The organism is Tenacibaculum agarivorans (genome assembly GCF_001936575.1).
GTDB lineage: Bacteria > Bacteroidota > Bacteroidia > Flavobacteriales > Flavobacteriaceae > Polaribacter > Polaribacter agarivorans.
In genome coordinates, this window is the sequence record NZ_MSMP01000028.1 from 54,733 (window position 1) to 71,132 (window position 16,400).

Here is a 16,400-nt window from a genome sequence, read left to right on the forward strand (position 1 = left end):
GTTCAAGGAATTTTTCAACTTAAATTAAGTTTTTATGAAAAAATCCATTTTAACCATTGGAAAAGCTTTAGATAAAGCAGAACAATTAGAAATCGCTGGAGGTCGCGAATTAATTATCAGAATCGGACTGTGTTCAGAAGTATGTCCGACGGCAACTACTACAATTAAATGTGGACCTCCACATTGTCCAGGAGTATGTGATGGTCAAGGCGGTTGGATTAACTATTAAACCGTAAAATGAAATGAGGAATTCAAAATTCCTCATTTCTTTCTCAATACACATTATTTTATATATTCAAATTTTAAGCACTCTTAAAACCATGTAATCTAGCTACATATTTACCTAATACATCAAACTCCAGATTAATTATAGTTCCTATCTTTAAGTTTTTAAACATGGTATGTTCTAAAGTATACGGTATAATAGCTACACTAAATTCGTTCTTCTTAGAATTTACTACTGTTAAACTTACTCCGTTAACTGTAATTGACCCTTTTTCAATCGTAATGTTTTCACTATTTGAGTTATATTCAAAAGTAAAAATAGTACTTCCTTCTGCATCTTCAATACGCTTACAAACTCCTGTTTCATCGACATGACCTTGAACAATATGCCCGTCTAGTCGATCTCCTAACTTCATAGCTCTTTCCAAATTTACTTGCTCCCCTACTACCCAATCACCTACAGCCGTTTTATCAATAGTCTCTTTAATTGCTGTAACTGTATACTCTTTTCCATTAATTCCAACCACTGTTAAACATACACCATTGTGAGCAACACTCTGATCTATCTTTAATTCTTGAGTAATCTCACTTTCTAAAGAAATATGTAAATTCTCTTGTTCTTTTTCCAATTTAGTTACCACTCCTAGGGTTTCAATAATACCAGTGAACATTCCTTAAAATTTAGTTACTTTTGTTAGCATCAAAAATACAACATCACTAACCTAAATATGGAAAAATCTAATAAAATTATTGCAGGTATTTCAATTGGAGATATAAATGGAATAGGAATAGAAGTAATTTTAAAAACATTTGAAGATAAGAGAATGTTAGATTTTTGCACTCCTGTTATTTTTGGGTCTAATAAAGTAATTTCTTTCCATAAAAAAGCGCTTAATGTAAATACAAGTATACACGGAATTCAATCATTAGATAAAATAGTTCACGGAAAAGTAAACTTGTTAAACATTTGGAAAGAAGAAGTAAAGGTTGAAATCGGAAAAACAACACCTTTGGGAGGCAAATACGCGCTTAAATCGCTATCGCAAGCAGTAAGTGCCTTAAAAGAAAACAAAATAGACCTATTACTTACGGCACCTATTAATAAAGAAAATATTCAATCTGAAGAATTTAATTTTCCTGGGCATACAGAATTTCTAGAGGCTGAGCTGGAAGGAGAAAGTTTAATGATTTTAATGAACGAAGGTTTACGTATTGGTTTAATTACTGGACATATCCCTGTATCTAAGATTTCTGAAACGATCACTCCAGAATTGATTACTCAAAAAGTAAATATTATGCACAAGTCTTTAAAACAAGACTTTAATATTGGAAAACCTAAGATTGCTATTTTAGGATTGAATCCTCATTGCGGTGATAAAGGTGTAATGGGCAAAGAAGATGATGAAATTATTAGGCCTACTGTAGAAGAAATTAAGAAAACAGGTAAAATGGTTTTTGGTCCATACGCTGCTGATGGTTTCTTTGGCTCTAAAACGTACGAGCAATTTGATGGTATTTTGGCCATGTATCATGATCAAGGTTTAGCACCTTTTAAGGCATTATCTTTTGGAAATGGAGTTAATTTTACCGCAGGTTTAGATAAAATAAGAACTTCCCCTGATCATGGAACTGGTTTTGATATTGCTGGAAAAAATAAAGCGAATACCGATTCATTTAAAGAAGCTTTGTTTAGTTCTCTTCAAATTTTCAAAAACAGAAATGAAAATATTGAGTTAGAATCAAATAGATTAAAATCAAAATAAAATTTATTTATTCCGTATTACAAAACATTTTATTATATTTGCGCCCTCAAATTGATAGTGTAAATGAAAGATTTAAAAGAATATAACATTTCTTTTGTCGGTTTAAAAGAAGGAAACCACGAGTTTACATATCAAATTGATAACACGTTCTTTACGAAATTTCAATTCGAAGAGTTTAACGAAGCTAACGTGAACATACACATTGACTTTGTTAAAAAAAGTACATTAATGGAATTGATTTTTACAGCAAATGGTTACGTTAATGTTCCTTGTGATATTACAAGCGAACCGTATAACCAAGACTTAGAAGGTAAATTTAAGTTGATTGTAAAATTTGGTCCAGAATTTAATGATGAAGATGATGAAATTTTAATTTTGCCTCATGAAGAGTACCAACTTAATGTTGCACAATATATTTATGAGTTAATAGTGCTGTCAGTTCCTTCTAAAAGAATTCATCCAGATGTTTTAAATGGAACCATGGAATCTGACACATTAAAAAAATTAAAAGAACTAGAAATTAATAAGGAAAAAACAGTTGATAATAAAAGTACGACTGACCCAAGATGGGATAAGTTAAAAGATTTACTAACAGGAAAAAACACGTAATAATGGCACATCCTAAGAGAAAAATATCAAAAACAAGAAGAGATAAAAGAAGAACTCACTATAAGGCAACTTTACCACAGATTGCAGTAGATCCAACTACTGGTGAAGCACACTTATACCACAGAGCTCACTGGCACGAAGGTAAACTATACTACAGAGGTCAGGTAGTTATCGATTCTACTGAAGAAGCTGAAGCTTAGAGTTTTTAATAGAATTTAAAATTCTAAACTTTAACGTATTTAACGTCAAAAACCTTAGTTTTTGGCGTTTTTTTCGTTAAAAAGTGAAAAAAAAATCACTACTTTTGAAAACTAAATTTACTATAAGTAACAAGCATGACTAAAATAACTGCAGCAATTACAGCAGTAGGTAAATATCTACCAGAATACATTTTAACTAACCAAGAGTTAGAAACTATGGTAGATACAAATGACGAGTGGATTACTACAAGAACAGGAATTAAAGAAAGAAGAATTCTTAAAGAAGAAGGCGCTGGTACTTCATTTATGGCTACCAGAGCAGCTCAAGATTTAATAGCTAAAAACAATATTGATCCTAAAGAGATTGATTTGGTAATTGTTGCTACAGCTACACCAGATATGTTAGTGGCTTCAACTGCTGTTTTTACCGCTACTGAAATCGGCGCTACAAATGCATTCGCTTACGATTTACAAGCAGCATGCTCAAGCTTTTTATATGGTATGTCAGTAGCTTCAACTTATGTTGAATCTGGTCGATATAAGAAAGTATTATTAATTGGAGCTGATAAAATGTCTTCAATAATCGATTATACAGATAGAGCCACTTGTATCATTTTTGGTGATGGTGCTGGTGCTGTTTTATTTGAACCTAATGAAGAAGGTTTAGGTTTTCAAGACGAATATTTACGTAGTGATGGTGTAGGAAGAGAGTTTTTGAAAATTGATGCTGGAGGATCTATTTTACCTCCAAGTGAAGAAACAGTAAAGAACGGACAACATTATGTACATCAAGAAGGAAGAACTGTATTCAAGTTTGCAGTTTCTAACATGGCTGATGTTTCTGAAAAAATATTGGAACGTAATAACTTAACCAAAGACACTGTGAATTGGTTAGTTCCACATCAAGCTAACAAAAGAATAATTGAAGCAACTGCTAATAGAATAGGTTTAGATGAAGAGAAGGTAATGATGAACATATATAAATATGGGAACACTACTTCTGCTACACTACCACTTTTATTAGCGGACTATGAAAAAGAACTTAAAAAAGGTGATAATTTAATTTTTGCGGCCTTTGGTGGTGGCTTCACATGGGGAGCTATTTACCTGAAATGGGCATATAATGGATAACAAATCAACTAAAATTATAAACAATGGACATTAAAGAAATCCAAAATCTTATTAAGTTCGTAGCTAAATCTGGAGCTAGCGAGGTAAAGCTAGAAATGGATGATGTTAAGATCACAATCAAAACTGGTTCTGAAGTATCTGAAACAAAAATTATACAAGCTGCACCTATAGCTGCTGCACCACAAGTTGTTGCGGCTCCTCCGGTAGCACAACCAGTAGTTGAAACAGCAGCACCAACAACTAATGCTCCTGCTGCAGCAAAAGAAGACGATTCTAAATACGTTACTATAAAATCTCCAATTATCGGTACATTATACCGTAAGCCTTCTCCAGACAAGCCTTCATTTGTAGAAGTTGGTTCTGAAATAAAAGCAGGAGATACAGTATGTATTATTGAAGCAATGAAATTATTCAATGAGATTGAATCTGAAGTTTCAGGAAAAATAGTAAAAGTATTAGTAGATGATTCATCTCCTGTTGAATTTGATCAACCTTTATTCTTAGTTGATCCATCTTAATTAGATCTTATAGTTCAAACGATTGAGCTAACTAAACACATACAACTATGTTTAAAAAGATATTAATTGCCAATAGAGGTGAAATTGCACTTCGTGTAATTCGTACCTGTAAAGAAATGGGTATTAAAACAGTAGCTGTGTACTCTAAAGCAGACGCTGAAAGTTTACATGTTAGATTTGCTGATGAGGCTGTTTGTATTGGACCTGCTCCTAGTAACGAGTCTTATTTAAAAATGGATCGAATTATCGCTGCTGCAGAAATTACAAACGCAGATGCAATCCATCCAGGTTATGGTTTCCTTTCTGAAAATGCTAAATTCTCTAAATTGTGTGAAGAGCACGATATTAAATTTATTGGAGCTAGTGAAGAAATGATCTCTAAAATGGGAGACAAAGCTACAGCTAAAGCAACTATGATTGCTGCAGGTGTACCTTGTATTCCAGGATCTGAAGGAATCTTAGACTCATATGAAGAAGCAGAGAAAATAGCTACTGATATGGGATTCCCTGTAATGCTGAAAGCTACCGCTGGTGGTGGTGGTAAAGGAATGCGTGCAGTTTGGAACGTTGAAGATTTAAAACCAGCATGGGATTCTGCTAGAATGGAAGCTAAAGCTTCATTTGGTAATGACGGAATGTACATGGAGAAATTAATTGAAGAGCCAAGACATATTGAGATTCAAATTATTGGTGATTCTTTTGGAAAAGCGTGTCATTTATCTGAAAGAGATTGTTCTGTACAACGTCGTCACCAAAAATTAACTGAAGAAACTCCTTCTCCATTCATGACTGATGAATTGAGAAATGCAATGGGTGAAGCAGCTGTAAAAGCAGCAGAATATATTAAGTATGAAGGTGCAGGAACGGTTGAGTTTTTAGTAGACAAGCACCGTAATTTCTACTTTATGGAGATGAATACTCGTATCCAAGTAGAGCATCCAATTACTGAAGAGGTTGTGGATTACGATTTAATTCGTGAGCAAATCTTAGTTGCTGCAGGTGTGCCAATTTCAGGAAAAAATTATTTCCCTCAGTTACACTCAATTGAATGTAGAATTAATGCTGAAGATCCTCATAAGAACTTTAGACCATCTCCTGGTAAGATCACTTCTTATCATGAACCAGGTGGACATGGTGTACGTATAGATACGCATTCATATGCTGGATATACAATTCCACCAAACTATGATTCTATGATCGCTAAATTAATTGTAACTGCACAAACACGTGAAGAGGCAATTAACAAAATGAAGCGTGCTTTAGATGAATATATTATTGAAGGAATTAAAACGACTATTCCTTTCCATAGACAACTAATGGATCACCCGGATTATGTTGCTGGTAATTATACTACCAAATTTATGGAAGACTTTGAGATTAAATAATACTTTATCTTAAACTATAATTCAAATCAGTGGCTTTTGTCACTGATTTTTTTATTTGATACTTTTACAACATGATTTTCTTTTACAACATCATAATTCATATTGTTTACTTTTTTCTTCAAATAATCGCCTTATTTAACCCAAAAATAAAGTTATTTGTTCATGGAAGAAAAAAAACATTTGACAAACTAAAAATCATTACAAAAGAAGATCGTGTTTTTTGGGTTCATGCTGCTTCTTTGGGTGAATTTGAACAAGGTAGGCCAATTATAGAAAAACTAAAATCTAACTATCCAAATCATAAAATAGTCCTTACTTTTTTCTCTCCTTCTGGATATGAAATTCGAAAAAACTATGATTTAGCCGATGTAGTCTGTTACTTACCTTTTGATAGTAAAAGAAGAGTGCAAAAATTCATTCAACAAACACACCCAGAATTAGCTATTATAGTCAAATATGAATTCTGGCCTAATCTGCTAAATCAATTACAAAAGAACAATACTAAAACTATTCTAGTTTCAGGGATTTTTAGAGAAGAGCAATTATTTTTTAAGTCCTATGGAAAATGGATGCGTAAGTTTTTGAACACATTTGATCATTTCTTTGTTCAAAATGAAAACTCTAAAAAACTATTAAATCATATCAATAAAACTAATGTTACTGTTTCTGGAGACACTCGTTTTGATCGAGTTTTTGAAATCTTGCAACAGGATAACACACTTGATTTTATTAACGATTTTAAAAATAATAATTACACAATTGTAGCAGGTAGCACCTGGAAAGAAGATGAAGAACTCATTGTTAATTACATCAATACTCATGCTAGTGACAATGAAAAATTTATTATTGCTCCACATAAAATCGATAAAGAAAATATAGAAGAACTTAGAAAAACAATTCTCAAAAAAACTATTTTATATTCTGAAAGAAACAATGTCAACTTAACAGAATACCAAGTCTTCATTATTGATACTATTGGATTACTTACCAAGATTTATTCTTATGCCAATACCGCATATATTGGAGGAGGATTAGCTACAGGCTTACATAACATTTTAGAGCCTGCTACTTTTGGAGTTCCAATTGTTTTCGGTGCAAATAAATATCAAAAATTTCAAGAGGCCAATGATTTAATTGACTTGGGTGGTGCTAAAACTGTACTTAGTAAAGAGGATTTTACCACAATCTTTACAGCATTGAAAAACAACTTAGATACCCGAATAAAAATGGGAAAAATATTAAAAGAATATGTTCAAAACAACATTGGAGCTAGTGATTTAATACTAGAATACATTAAAAGATCAGTCTAACAATAGTGTTAATTCTTTAGTATTTGTATTGTCTACCACTTTCCAACCATAAATTTTAGATAGTTGATAGATTTTAGATAACTCTTCAAATAACCGTGTCTTAGCTTCTTTTTTCTGATTGGTGAGCTCAACAGTTTCTTTTATTTTCTCAATAGCTTTGGTATTTAACTTATTGAATTCATCTTTAGAAAATGAATTAAACTGGCTTTGTTTTAAATCGAAGTATTTAATATCTGGTGAAATATTTACTTCTTCTTTTGGAATTTTATTGATGATAATTTGCTTCCCAATACTATCTACTTGTATTTCTAATTTCGACAAATCATATCCTACCTCAACCTTTGCATTCACAGATAAGATAGCCTGTTTTTGAAACTGAACGTAATCAAACAAATACTTTTTGGTATCGGAAAAATTATACATTTCAGAGTAGTTTCCTTCAGAAACTACTAACTTGCTTAAATTATTAACTCCTTCTAATATTACTTTTATTTCTTCACTCTGATATTTTTTTTCTTTCTTATCATACCAAAGCTTTGCAATTAAGAAACCTAATAAGAAAACCGCTAAATATTTTAAAAAACGCATAATTACAATTTTATTGAAGGAAAAGTACTAATAAATTAATAGACGTTGAAATAAAAATTAATATCAAAGAAGAATTAAGCATAGATATATTGGATAAGGAGTTTTCTTACTATAACTATAAAGAAAATGAGTAGTATAACCTCAAAAAAAGTCGGGATGAAAGGATTCGAACCTTCGATCTCACGGCCCCCAGCCGTGCACTTTAACCGGACTAAGCTACATCCCGAATTAATTTGGAAGGCAAATATAAAAAAAGCTCTGATAAATCAGAGCTTTGCTATTTTTATTCTTGTATTTACATGGTATAAAAGAATTGCTCACTAGCAATTTTTCCATCTTTCACTTCAAACACACATAATTCATCCATTTGTTGTCTTCCTCTATCTTTAAAAGTAACATCAAAAGCCATTTTAGCACTGAAATGATTATCAGCTATAACAGGTTCAGTAATTTCACTAGAATGAAATTCTACTACATTTTCTAGCCATTGTTTGCTTTTATTATACACCTCTTGCTTTCCAGATAATAGCTCTCCATCAAGTACCCCAGGCATCTCTTTACTCACTACATTTTCTGCGTATAATTCATTAATACATTCTAAATTCTTTCCTTCTCTGCACATTTGTGCCCATTTGTTTGCCACTTCTTGTGTAGTCATAATTTTTTGGTTTTAATGTTAATCTCCTAAAGTTAACCAAAAGAAACACAGGTGCTATTAATAAGTTGTTAAGAATTAACTGCTAAGGCTTTTTTATACGTAGTTAAACAACGTTCTCTAGCAAATTTATGATCTACTATTTGAGTTGGATATGTCAACTCCTGAAAATCTGGCACCCACTTTTTAATATAGACAAGCTGTTTATCAAATTTTTGAATTTGCGTAGTCGGATTAAAAATTCTAAAGTATGGCGCAGCATCTACTCCACAACCAGCTACCCATTGCCAATTACCAATATTACTAGCCAATTCAAAATCTAATAACTTTTCAGCAAAGTATGCTTCACCCCAACGCCAATCGATTAATAAATGTTTACATAAGAAACTTCCAACAAGCATTCGAACTCTATTATGCATAAATCCAGTAGCATTTAATTCTCGCATTCCAGCATCTACTAATGGATAACCTGTTTCTCCTTTACACCATTTTGTAAAATCATCTTCATTATTTCTCCATTCTATAGCATCATATTGCGGCTTAAAAGCTTTATTTACAGTATCTGGAAAATGCCATAAAATTTGCATGAAAAATTCTCTCCAAATTAACTCTTTTAAAAATGTAATATTATCACTCTTTAATGCTTCAACAACTGCTTTTCGAGTAGAAATACTTCCAAAACGCAAATGGATTCCTAGTTTAGACGTTGCATCAGTGCCAGGAAAATTACGTTTTGCTTCATATTCATCAATTAAAACAGTACTGATATTATAATTTGGAATTTTTATATCCGAATCTTCAAATCCTAATTCTTTCTTTTCTAGAACTGGTTTGTATTCAATGTTGTCAAAATTTGAGGAATGATCTTCTGAAGGAAAAAATTCTAATTTATTTTTATGGAAAACTGATAACCACTTTTTTGAATAAGGTGTATATACTTTATACGGTAATCCATCATCTTTAGTGATTTCTTGCTCTTCAAAAATAACATGATCTTTAAACTGTGAAAAATCAATATTATTTGAAGTTAAAAACGTTTTTACTTCAGTATCCCTTTGTGTAGCATAGGGTTCATAATCTTTATTAGAAAAAACACTTTCTATGGAAAAAGTAGTTTTTAATTCTTTAAAAACATCAAGAGGCGTTCCTTTAAATGTAAGTAAAGTACTTCCATACTTTTGTAACTCTTTATTTATTTCTGTTAATCTTGAATGAATAAAATCTAGTCGAGCATCTTTTTTGGGAAGTTTATCTAGGATATTCGTATCAAAAATAAAAATTGGCAGTACTTTTTTACCACCAGTCAATGCTTTATACAACCCGTGGTTATCATCAAGTCGTAAGTCTCTCCTGAACCAAAATACAATTACTTTATCCATTATATGCTCCAAAAAGTTCTATTAATTTTTTTTGACGATATTCAAAAATCTCTTCAAGTTTTGGCTTCACTAAAAAAGGATGTACTAATTGCCCTAAAATTCCCATAGGAACTTTATAATCTATAATATCTTCCATTTCTACTCCTCCATCTATTTCTTTTATGAAATGTTTGTGATGCCACAAAGCATACGGACCAAAACGTTGTTCATCTACAAAGTACTTTTTGTCCATCACATGTGTAATTTCTGTAACCCAAGTAGTTTTAATTCCTAATAACGGAGTCACCACATATTGAATAATCTGACCCGGATACATTGGTCTATCAGCACCTGAAACAATATTAAATCCCATATAATCCGGAGTAATTATTTTTAAGTTTTTAGGACTAGATAAAAATTCCCAAGCTTTATCTACTGAAATAGGTAGATTTTGTTTTTTAACGAGACGATAAATTTTCATAATGTAATTAGAAGTTATAAAAAAAGCTGTTAATCGAAATTAACAGCTTTACATAATCATTTACTAGGCAGTTAAAGGTTTGCCTTTCAGTCTTTTTTCTATTCGTTGTTTTACAACCGTTAGCCTTTTCATTAAATCCATAAGCTCACCATCTTTACTCTTTTTATACTCTTCATTTATTTCTAAAATAAGAGCTTTAGCCTCTCTAGAAGCTAAAATTCTATCACTGGTAGTAACGAACTTAAATTTACGGTTTTCAAACTCTAACGCTTTTTCTATTAATGTCATAATTATTCAATAATTCTAAAGGTTATTCCAAACTTAAGTCTGGTTTGTTTTATCATCTCCAAGCAAATAGTCGAAATTAAGTGAAATTTCTTTCTCAAAAAGTACATTAGAGACTTGGGGGAACAAATGTATGCATAACTTTCATATTTACATATACATACTGGATTGTTTTATATGATACAACCATTGATTTTTCCAATAAACCAACTTAAATGTTCACCAAAAGTATAAAAAAATCAAACAAAACAAAAAAATGATCTAATATTAAGATCAGTTTAACACTTAAATAATCTTGATAAATCCTTAGTTTTCACTTTCTATATTAAATTGAAAAAGGGTTTAACTAAAAAGTCAAACCCTTTATATATTTTGGAAATTATTTTAAACCAAAAAATCTAATGATTAATTAAACTCTATTACAAAGAATAGTTTATTAGTGTGATCAACATCATTCCACTGACCAGCAAAACCTAAAGGCCAGCCGTTAAGAGATAAAGCTAATCCATCTTGTCCTGTACCAAAATTATCTGGTTCGTTAAATTTTGATGAAGCATCTACTGGGCTATTTGTTTGTCTTCCCCAATTAACATAAGCACTGTTTACAACACTACCTGTCCTATTACCTGTCCAAAAAGGAGTTCCACTACCTTGATTATTTCCATTCCAAACCCAACTCCCTTCAGTAGTAATATCATTTCCTCCAATCCATACATAGGCACCTCCACCTCCATCAGGAGCAACTGTATTAGTCATGGTAATACTTGCTTTGTTTAAGGCTTGAAAAATAGCATCCTGCTCTGCTTTATCATTGACTTCTGTTAAATATCCTCCTCTACCTACAGCGAAAGCTGCTGCAGCTTCCCAAGTTTTTGCTTCTTTAACTATTTCATATTTTTTTCCGTTGTGAGTAAATGTAGAAATATTAGTGCTTGTAGTAGCTCCAGTAACAGAAACATTGTAAGCTGTAGTTGTTCCATCTTCTGCAGTAACAGTATAAGTTACGGCTTTTGAAAAATCTTGTGCTACACCTGATTTTGGACTCACTGTAGCTTTATCAGAAATTTGAATTGTAGGTGTTAGACTTGTTAGATCGGTCTTATTTAAGCTAAGTGTAATTTTCTTAGTGGTTTTATCAATTGTCGCTTTTTTCCCGTCTATGATAAATTCAGTGATTTCTTTAGCATCACTTTTAGGTGTATTTGTACTACTAACAGATACTTCATAGGATTCTTTACTACCATCTTCAGCAGTAACAGTATAAGTTACGGCTTTTGAAAAATCTTGTGCTACACCTGATTTTGGACTCACTGTAGCTTTATCAGAAATTTGAATTGTAGGTGTTAGACTTGTTAAATTTTGCTTTGCTAATTTTAATGAAATCTTCTTAGTAGTTTTATCGATTGTCGCCTTTACTCCATCTATAGTAAAATCAGTAATTTCTTTGGCTGTACTTTTTTCTATCAATGTTGAATCATTATCATCACTACAAGAAAATAGAACTAAAAAGAATGCTAATAAGATAAATTGTTGTTGGATTAGTTTCATATTTTATGTTTAATTATTGCTTTCCCATACAACAATTCATAAAAAAGAATTCCTCCAATATGCTATTTTATTAACATTTTTTAGTTTTTCATCAACGGGATTAAAAGCTAAATAAAACAAAATAAAAAACTAACAATCAATATATTAAATAAAAATCGAATTCAATTTTAGCATCTGAAAAATTAGCACTCTTTTTTTAACTTAAAAATACTCTTATGTAACATAAAAAATTAATCGTTAGTGTAAAGAATGACTTTTGATATATTCTTTGGATTATTAACAATAACCTAATTTTTAACACTAGGTTCAATCTAAAAGTATTAGCGATATTACAATACCGCTAATACTATTATACTTAGTTATACTATTTCTAAATCCATTTTTTGATTCCAAGCAACTGGCAAAAATGCTTTGTCTAGCTCTGGTTTGATAATATGAGTACTATAATTTGACAATACTTTTAAACTTGTACCTACAATAACTTCAAGAACTGTTTCTTTTGTATATCCTGCAGTAATAAAATCTGCCACTTGCTCATCAGTCACCCAACCTCTTGATTTATTAACAATTATTGCAAATTGTCTTAAAGCTTCTAATTTAGGATCATTTAATTCAGAACCTGATCTTAAGGCTTCTATAACATCTTCGTCGACCTTAGCCATCTTAGAAACCGCGGTATGAGCTGCCATGCAATAGGTACAACCGTTCAAACGATTATTGGTCATCAATATTATTTGGCGCTCTGTTTCACTAAGACGAGATTTATCAAATAACCCCATTAAGGTTAAATAACTTTCAACCATTACTGACGATTCTGACATAGTACCCATTAGATTTGGCACAAAACCCATTTTCTTTCTAGCTGCTTCCAAAATTGGTTTTGAAGCTACAGGTGCACTTTCGATTGTATGTATTTTGAAATTATTTTTCATTGTTTTGATTTTAATAATGAAACTTAAAAGGCACTAAAATTTTGTTCAAGTGTTTTAGGTGAACTTAAGTATACTGGACCGACTTGCTCAGAAAGTCCATCAGGAAAAATATCTTCAACACCGTTTTCAAGACCTTCAAAAATATTTTCTGCTACAACCGATGCAGGTGTAGTTTCCATATCATAACCTTCGGTTAAACGTGTTGCAACTGGACCAGGATACACACCATGTACTGAAATACCATCAGCTTTTAATTTTCCTCTTAATGACTGAGTTAAAGAGTGAACTCCTGCTTTTGAAATTGAATATCCTCCAAAACTCGGCATTGAAGCTAAACCCGCAATACTTGATAGATTGATTACTGCTGCAGGATCTTGATTCTTTAATACAGGAACTAAAGCTTTTGTTACAGCAAGCGTTCCAAATACATTAGTCTCTATATCGTTGCGAAGTTGTTCTTCAGAATCTTCTAAAACATCTATCCCTGTAAAAAGACCTGCGTTGTTGATAAGTACATCTAATGATAAAACGGATTTTGATAGATTTGCTACAGTGGAAGCATCTGTAAGGTCAAGATGAATTGGTACTACACGCTCACTTAAGTTATCAAGTACTGAGCGATTATTCTCTGAACGATAGGTAGCGTATACTTTGCTAGCCCCTTTTTCCAAGGCTTTTTCTACTAATGCAAGTCCAATACCACGATTGGCTCCTGTAATTAGGACTGATTTATTTTTTATTTCTATTGTATTCATGATTTTATAATTTTAAATATTAATAACTAGATTTTTCTAATGAATTTTGTGATGAGTTTTGCAGCTTCATCAGAATGAAGCTCTAATAAAAAGTGGCTTCCATCTATTAAATGTGTCTCTACATTTTTAAGATCTTTAGAATAAGCTTTAGCACCTTCAACACTAAAGAATTTATCATGTATTCCCCAGATAACAATTGTAGGTGGCTGGTAGTATTTCAAATATTTTTGCCACTCTGCATACTTCTCGAAATTGCTTCCGTAGTTGTTTAAGAATGTAATTTGTATTTCATTAATACCTACTCTTCGTAAAAAAGCTTCATCTGTTAGATAGGATATAGGATCAACTTTAGAAGGATCTTTAACTCCATTTAAATACATTTCCTTTATTCCTTCTAAAGACATCCACCAGTTTTGTATTTTAAGTACACCTTCTTTATCACCAGTTTCTAATAAAGCACTATACTTTTGTGCCCATTCTCCACTTAATCCTTCGAAATAAGCATTGGCGTTTTGTATGATAAATCCTTTTACTTTTTTAGGATTACGTACTGCCATTCTAAAACCTATTGGTCCTCCGTAATCCTGCATCATTATGTAATAAGAGTCTATATTCAATTTTTCTACAAATGCATCCATTAATAAAGACACATTATGAAAAGTATAATTGAACTTACTTATTGTTGGTGCATCGCTAAATCCAAATCCAGGATAGTCTGGTGCTACTACATGAAAATCTTTAGCTAACTTTTTTATCAAGTCTCTATACATATGAGAGGAACTTGGAAAACCATGTAACATTAAAATGGTTTCTTTAGAAGGATCTCCTGCTTCTCTATAGAAAACATTTAAATCGTTAACAACCAAACTTCTATGAGCAGTCTCTACATATGAAACAACACTATGAGTTATTTCATTTTTGGCTTTTATCAAACCTTCCTGACTTTGAGCTATTTGAAACAGACTTATAAGAAATAAACCTAGAATTAAATTTTTCATTGGTGTTTATTTTAAATTGTATTACATGGATTGGATATTTTCTAAATCGAAACCGTTATTGAATTTTACATTTTTAATAAACTGTTCTGTCCAGTTGTTTTTTATCACATTCCCATCCCAATCTGCGGGTGCATATTTGCGATATGTAGATAAATAAACCCCACCTATTTTTTCATACTGTACCTTCATTAAACTTGGAGTTGTGACACCAAATCCTTTTGCAGTGTATAAAAATTGGTCTATTAAATACGTTTCTGGATTGATGTAAAGAATATATTTATCATCGGTTTCCCCAACATTTTCACCAAAAGTCATTTCAACAATGTTATAAGTGATACCATTCACTTTTCTTGAGGGTAAAGATTTATGGTTAACACCTGGATCTAATAATTTGAACATCATAGCAAACCAATAGTAATTAGTCTTTCTTAGTGCATGTCCGATATAAGCAGGTTGCTTATCTGTGATAATTTTACCATTTATTTTAGAAACAGTATTTGCTCCATTAAAAAACTGTGTATGTATTCCTTCTAATTGAGGCAGTGCATATACTTGCCTTTTGGTATACTGAGCATATGAAACCTCTCCTTCGAAAATATAACGCTCTTTGGAAACATCTACGATGTTATTATTTACTACTTTAAAAGTATAATCGAAAGAGACATCTTTTAACTTATGTAAACCGTTAATCCCTCCATTAGCTTCTACTACTTTAGCTATTAATTTTCTAGCATCTTGTGCTTGTAAAAACGTTGTAATGAATATTAGTACAACTGATACGATTCTAATTATTTGTGTTCTCATGGTATTATGTATTTGAGTTTTATTATTTATTTAAAGCTTTAATGATTTCTGAAGGTTCTACACGATTTCTATAATCTGCACCTTCTGATTTTGCAAAAGATATTGTGGCATCTTTTTCTATAATGAATGTTGCAGGAACTGGTAATTCACTTTTTACATCAGAGTTATAACTATCATAATCATATCCTAATTCTCCCATTTTTTTCAATGATTTTTCAGGATTAGGATGTACTGTAGTGTACTCTTTGGCAATAAGGTTTCCGTTATCACTTAAGACCTCAAATTGTAAGTTGTTTTTCTCCTTCATACTTAAAGAAGCATCAGGATTCTGTGGTGAAATAGCGATTAACGTTGCACCAGCTTCTCTAATTTCAGGGAGAATAGCTTGATATTGATTGAGTATTAAATTGCAGTATGGACACCAAACTCCTCTGTAGAATGTAAGAACAACTCTATTTGTTTTTAATATTTCATATAAGTTGATGCTTTTATCAACTGCATTAGATAGCGTAAAGTCATATGCCTTATCTCCTGCACGAAGTTTTAAAATAGATGTATGTTCTTCATGTAAAGCATTTGCATCATTATCAAATACCTCTAGTACTTCGCTAGGAAGCATATCTGACATACTTCCTCTTAGTGTTTTTAATCCTTCTTTGTATGAAGTTGTTGTAGTATCTTTCATTTTCTAAAAATTTTATATTGTTAAGAAATAATTACACTACAAATTTCCGCTGAATAGGTCTGATTAAAAATGAACCAAGACAGGAAATACTCTTGAAATACAACAAGACAAAATCTTGAACTAGTTCAAGATTTTTATACTACTAGGAAGTAAAATGGAATTCTATGTAA

20 protein-coding genes and 1 tRNA gene are annotated in these 16,400 nt (G+C 31.6%); 8 read left to right on the forward strand and 13 right to left on the reverse strand.

Features of this window, described 5'->3' with window-relative positions; genetic code table 11:
• Positions 1–34 precede the first annotated feature (34 nt).
• Positions 35–229 carry a hypothetical protein gene (locus BVC87_RS17830; protein WP_075343764.1) on the forward strand — a complete coding sequence of 65 codons (195 nt, stop codon included), beginning with the start codon at positions 35–37 and terminating at the stop codon, positions 227–229.
• A gap of 73 nt (positions 230–302) precedes the next feature.
• Here BVC87_RS17830 and BVC87_RS17835 read toward each other — a convergent pair whose 3' ends face one another.
• Positions 303–896, reverse strand: a complete 594-nt coding sequence (locus BVC87_RS17835; protein ID WP_075343765.1) for a riboflavin synthase — start codon at positions 894–896, stop codon at positions 303–305.
• Between the two features lie 57 nt (positions 897–953).
• On the opposite strand from BVC87_RS17835, the gene pdxA reads away from it, so the two are divergent.
• From pdxA to BVC87_RS17870, 7 genes are all read left to right on the forward strand, one after another.
• The gene (gene pdxA / locus BVC87_RS17840; protein WP_075343766.1) at positions 954–1,988 is read left to right on the forward strand and encodes a 4-hydroxythreonine-4-phosphate dehydrogenase PdxA; all 1,035 of its coding nucleotides are present in this window, start codon (positions 954–956) and stop codon (positions 1,986–1,988) included.
• A 63-nt stretch (positions 1,989–2,051) separates the two neighbouring features.
• A complete protein-coding gene (locus BVC87_RS17845; protein WP_075343767.1) occupies positions 2,052–2,597 on the forward strand; it encodes a YceD family protein in 546 nt (181 codons plus the stop codon).
• Between the two features lie 2 nt (positions 2,598–2,599).
• Positions 2,600–2,797, forward strand: coding sequence for a 50S ribosomal protein L32 (gene rpmF / locus BVC87_RS17850; protein ID WP_075343768.1), 198 nt, complete (start codon positions 2,600–2,602; stop codon positions 2,795–2,797).
• 135 nt (positions 2,798–2,932) lie between these two features.
• Positions 2,933–3,928 carry a beta-ketoacyl-ACP synthase III gene (locus tag BVC87_RS17855; protein ID WP_075343769.1) on the forward strand — a complete coding sequence of 332 codons (996 nt, stop codon included), beginning with the start codon at positions 2,933–2,935 and terminating at the stop codon, positions 3,926–3,928.
• Between the two features lie 23 nt (positions 3,929–3,951).
• Entirely contained in the window at positions 3,952–4,446 is a 495-nt protein-coding gene (gene accB / locus BVC87_RS17860) for an acetyl-CoA carboxylase biotin carboxyl carrier protein (RefSeq protein WP_075343770.1), read from the forward strand.
• Between the two features lie 47 nt (positions 4,447–4,493).
• Positions 4,494–5,831, forward strand: coding sequence for an acetyl-CoA carboxylase biotin carboxylase subunit (accC, locus tag BVC87_RS17865; RefSeq protein WP_075343771.1), 1,338 nt, complete (start codon positions 4,494–4,496; stop codon positions 5,829–5,831).
• Positions 5,832–5,902: 71 nt separating this feature from the next.
• Positions 5,903–7,141 carry a 3-deoxy-D-manno-octulosonic acid transferase gene (locus BVC87_RS17870; RefSeq protein ID WP_075343772.1) on the forward strand — a complete coding sequence of 413 codons (1,239 nt, stop codon included), beginning with the start codon at positions 5,903–5,905 and terminating at the stop codon, positions 7,139–7,141.
• Here the strand turns inward: BVC87_RS17870 and BVC87_RS17875 are convergent.
• The 12 genes from BVC87_RS17875 to BVC87_RS17930 form a co-directional block, all read right to left on the reverse strand.
• Entirely contained in the window at positions 7,133–7,729 is a 597-nt protein-coding gene (locus tag BVC87_RS17875) for a DUF4230 domain-containing protein (RefSeq protein ID WP_083629587.1), read from the reverse strand. The two genes, BVC87_RS17870 and BVC87_RS17875, sit on opposite strands and share 9 nt — an antisense overlap.
• A 151-nt stretch (positions 7,730–7,880) precedes the next feature.
• Positions 7,881–7,955: transfer RNA gene (locus BVC87_RS17880), tRNA-Pro, on the reverse strand.
• A gap of 69 nt (positions 7,956–8,024) precedes the next feature.
• A complete protein-coding gene (locus BVC87_RS17885) occupies positions 8,025–8,387 on the reverse strand; it encodes a SnoaL-like domain-containing protein (protein WP_075343774.1) in 363 nt (120 codons plus the stop codon).
• Positions 8,388–8,455: 68 nt separating this feature from the next.
• Positions 8,456–9,766 carry a cryptochrome/photolyase family protein gene (locus BVC87_RS17890; RefSeq protein ID WP_075343783.1) on the reverse strand — a complete coding sequence of 437 codons (1,311 nt, stop codon included), beginning with the start codon at positions 9,764–9,766 and terminating at the stop codon, positions 8,456–8,458.
• Entirely contained in the window at positions 9,756–10,223 is a 468-nt protein-coding gene (locus BVC87_RS17895) for an SRPBCC family protein (RefSeq protein WP_075343775.1), read from the reverse strand. The genes BVC87_RS17890 and BVC87_RS17895 overlap by 11 nt, the downstream gene beginning before the upstream one ends.
• A gap of 63 nt (positions 10,224–10,286) precedes the next feature.
• Positions 10,287–10,511, reverse strand: a complete 225-nt coding sequence (locus BVC87_RS17900; RefSeq protein WP_075343776.1) for a hypothetical protein — start codon at positions 10,509–10,511, stop codon at positions 10,287–10,289.
• 402 nt (positions 10,512–10,913) lie between these two features.
• On the reverse strand, positions 10,914–12,056 hold the full coding sequence (locus BVC87_RS17905; protein WP_075343777.1) for a DUF5018 domain-containing protein: 1,143 nt from the start codon (positions 12,054–12,056) through the stop codon (positions 10,914–10,916).
• Between the two features lie 359 nt (positions 12,057–12,415).
• Positions 12,416–12,988: a carboxymuconolactone decarboxylase family protein gene (locus BVC87_RS17910; RefSeq protein ID WP_075343778.1), complete on the reverse strand. Its 573-nt coding sequence runs from the start codon at positions 12,986–12,988 to the stop codon at positions 12,416–12,418.
• Between the two features lie 23 nt (positions 12,989–13,011).
• Complete coding sequence (locus tag BVC87_RS17915; protein ID WP_083629589.1) at positions 13,012–13,743, reverse strand: SDR family NAD(P)-dependent oxidoreductase; 732 nt, start codon at positions 13,741–13,743, stop codon at positions 13,012–13,014.
• 26 nt (positions 13,744–13,769) lie between these two features.
• The gene (locus tag BVC87_RS17920; protein ID WP_083629591.1) at positions 13,770–14,741 is read right to left on the reverse strand and encodes an alpha/beta fold hydrolase; all 972 of its coding nucleotides are present in this window, start codon (positions 14,739–14,741) and stop codon (positions 13,770–13,772) included.
• 21 nt (positions 14,742–14,762) lie between these two features.
• A complete protein-coding gene (locus BVC87_RS17925; RefSeq protein ID WP_075343779.1) occupies positions 14,763–15,545 on the reverse strand; it encodes a DUF6503 family protein in 783 nt (260 codons plus the stop codon).
• A gap of 22 nt (positions 15,546–15,567) precedes the next feature.
• Positions 15,568–16,230 carry a peroxiredoxin-like family protein gene (locus tag BVC87_RS17930; RefSeq protein WP_075343780.1) on the reverse strand — a complete coding sequence of 221 codons (663 nt, stop codon included), beginning with the start codon at positions 16,228–16,230 and terminating at the stop codon, positions 15,568–15,570.
• Positions 16,231–16,400: the final 170 nt, after the last annotated feature.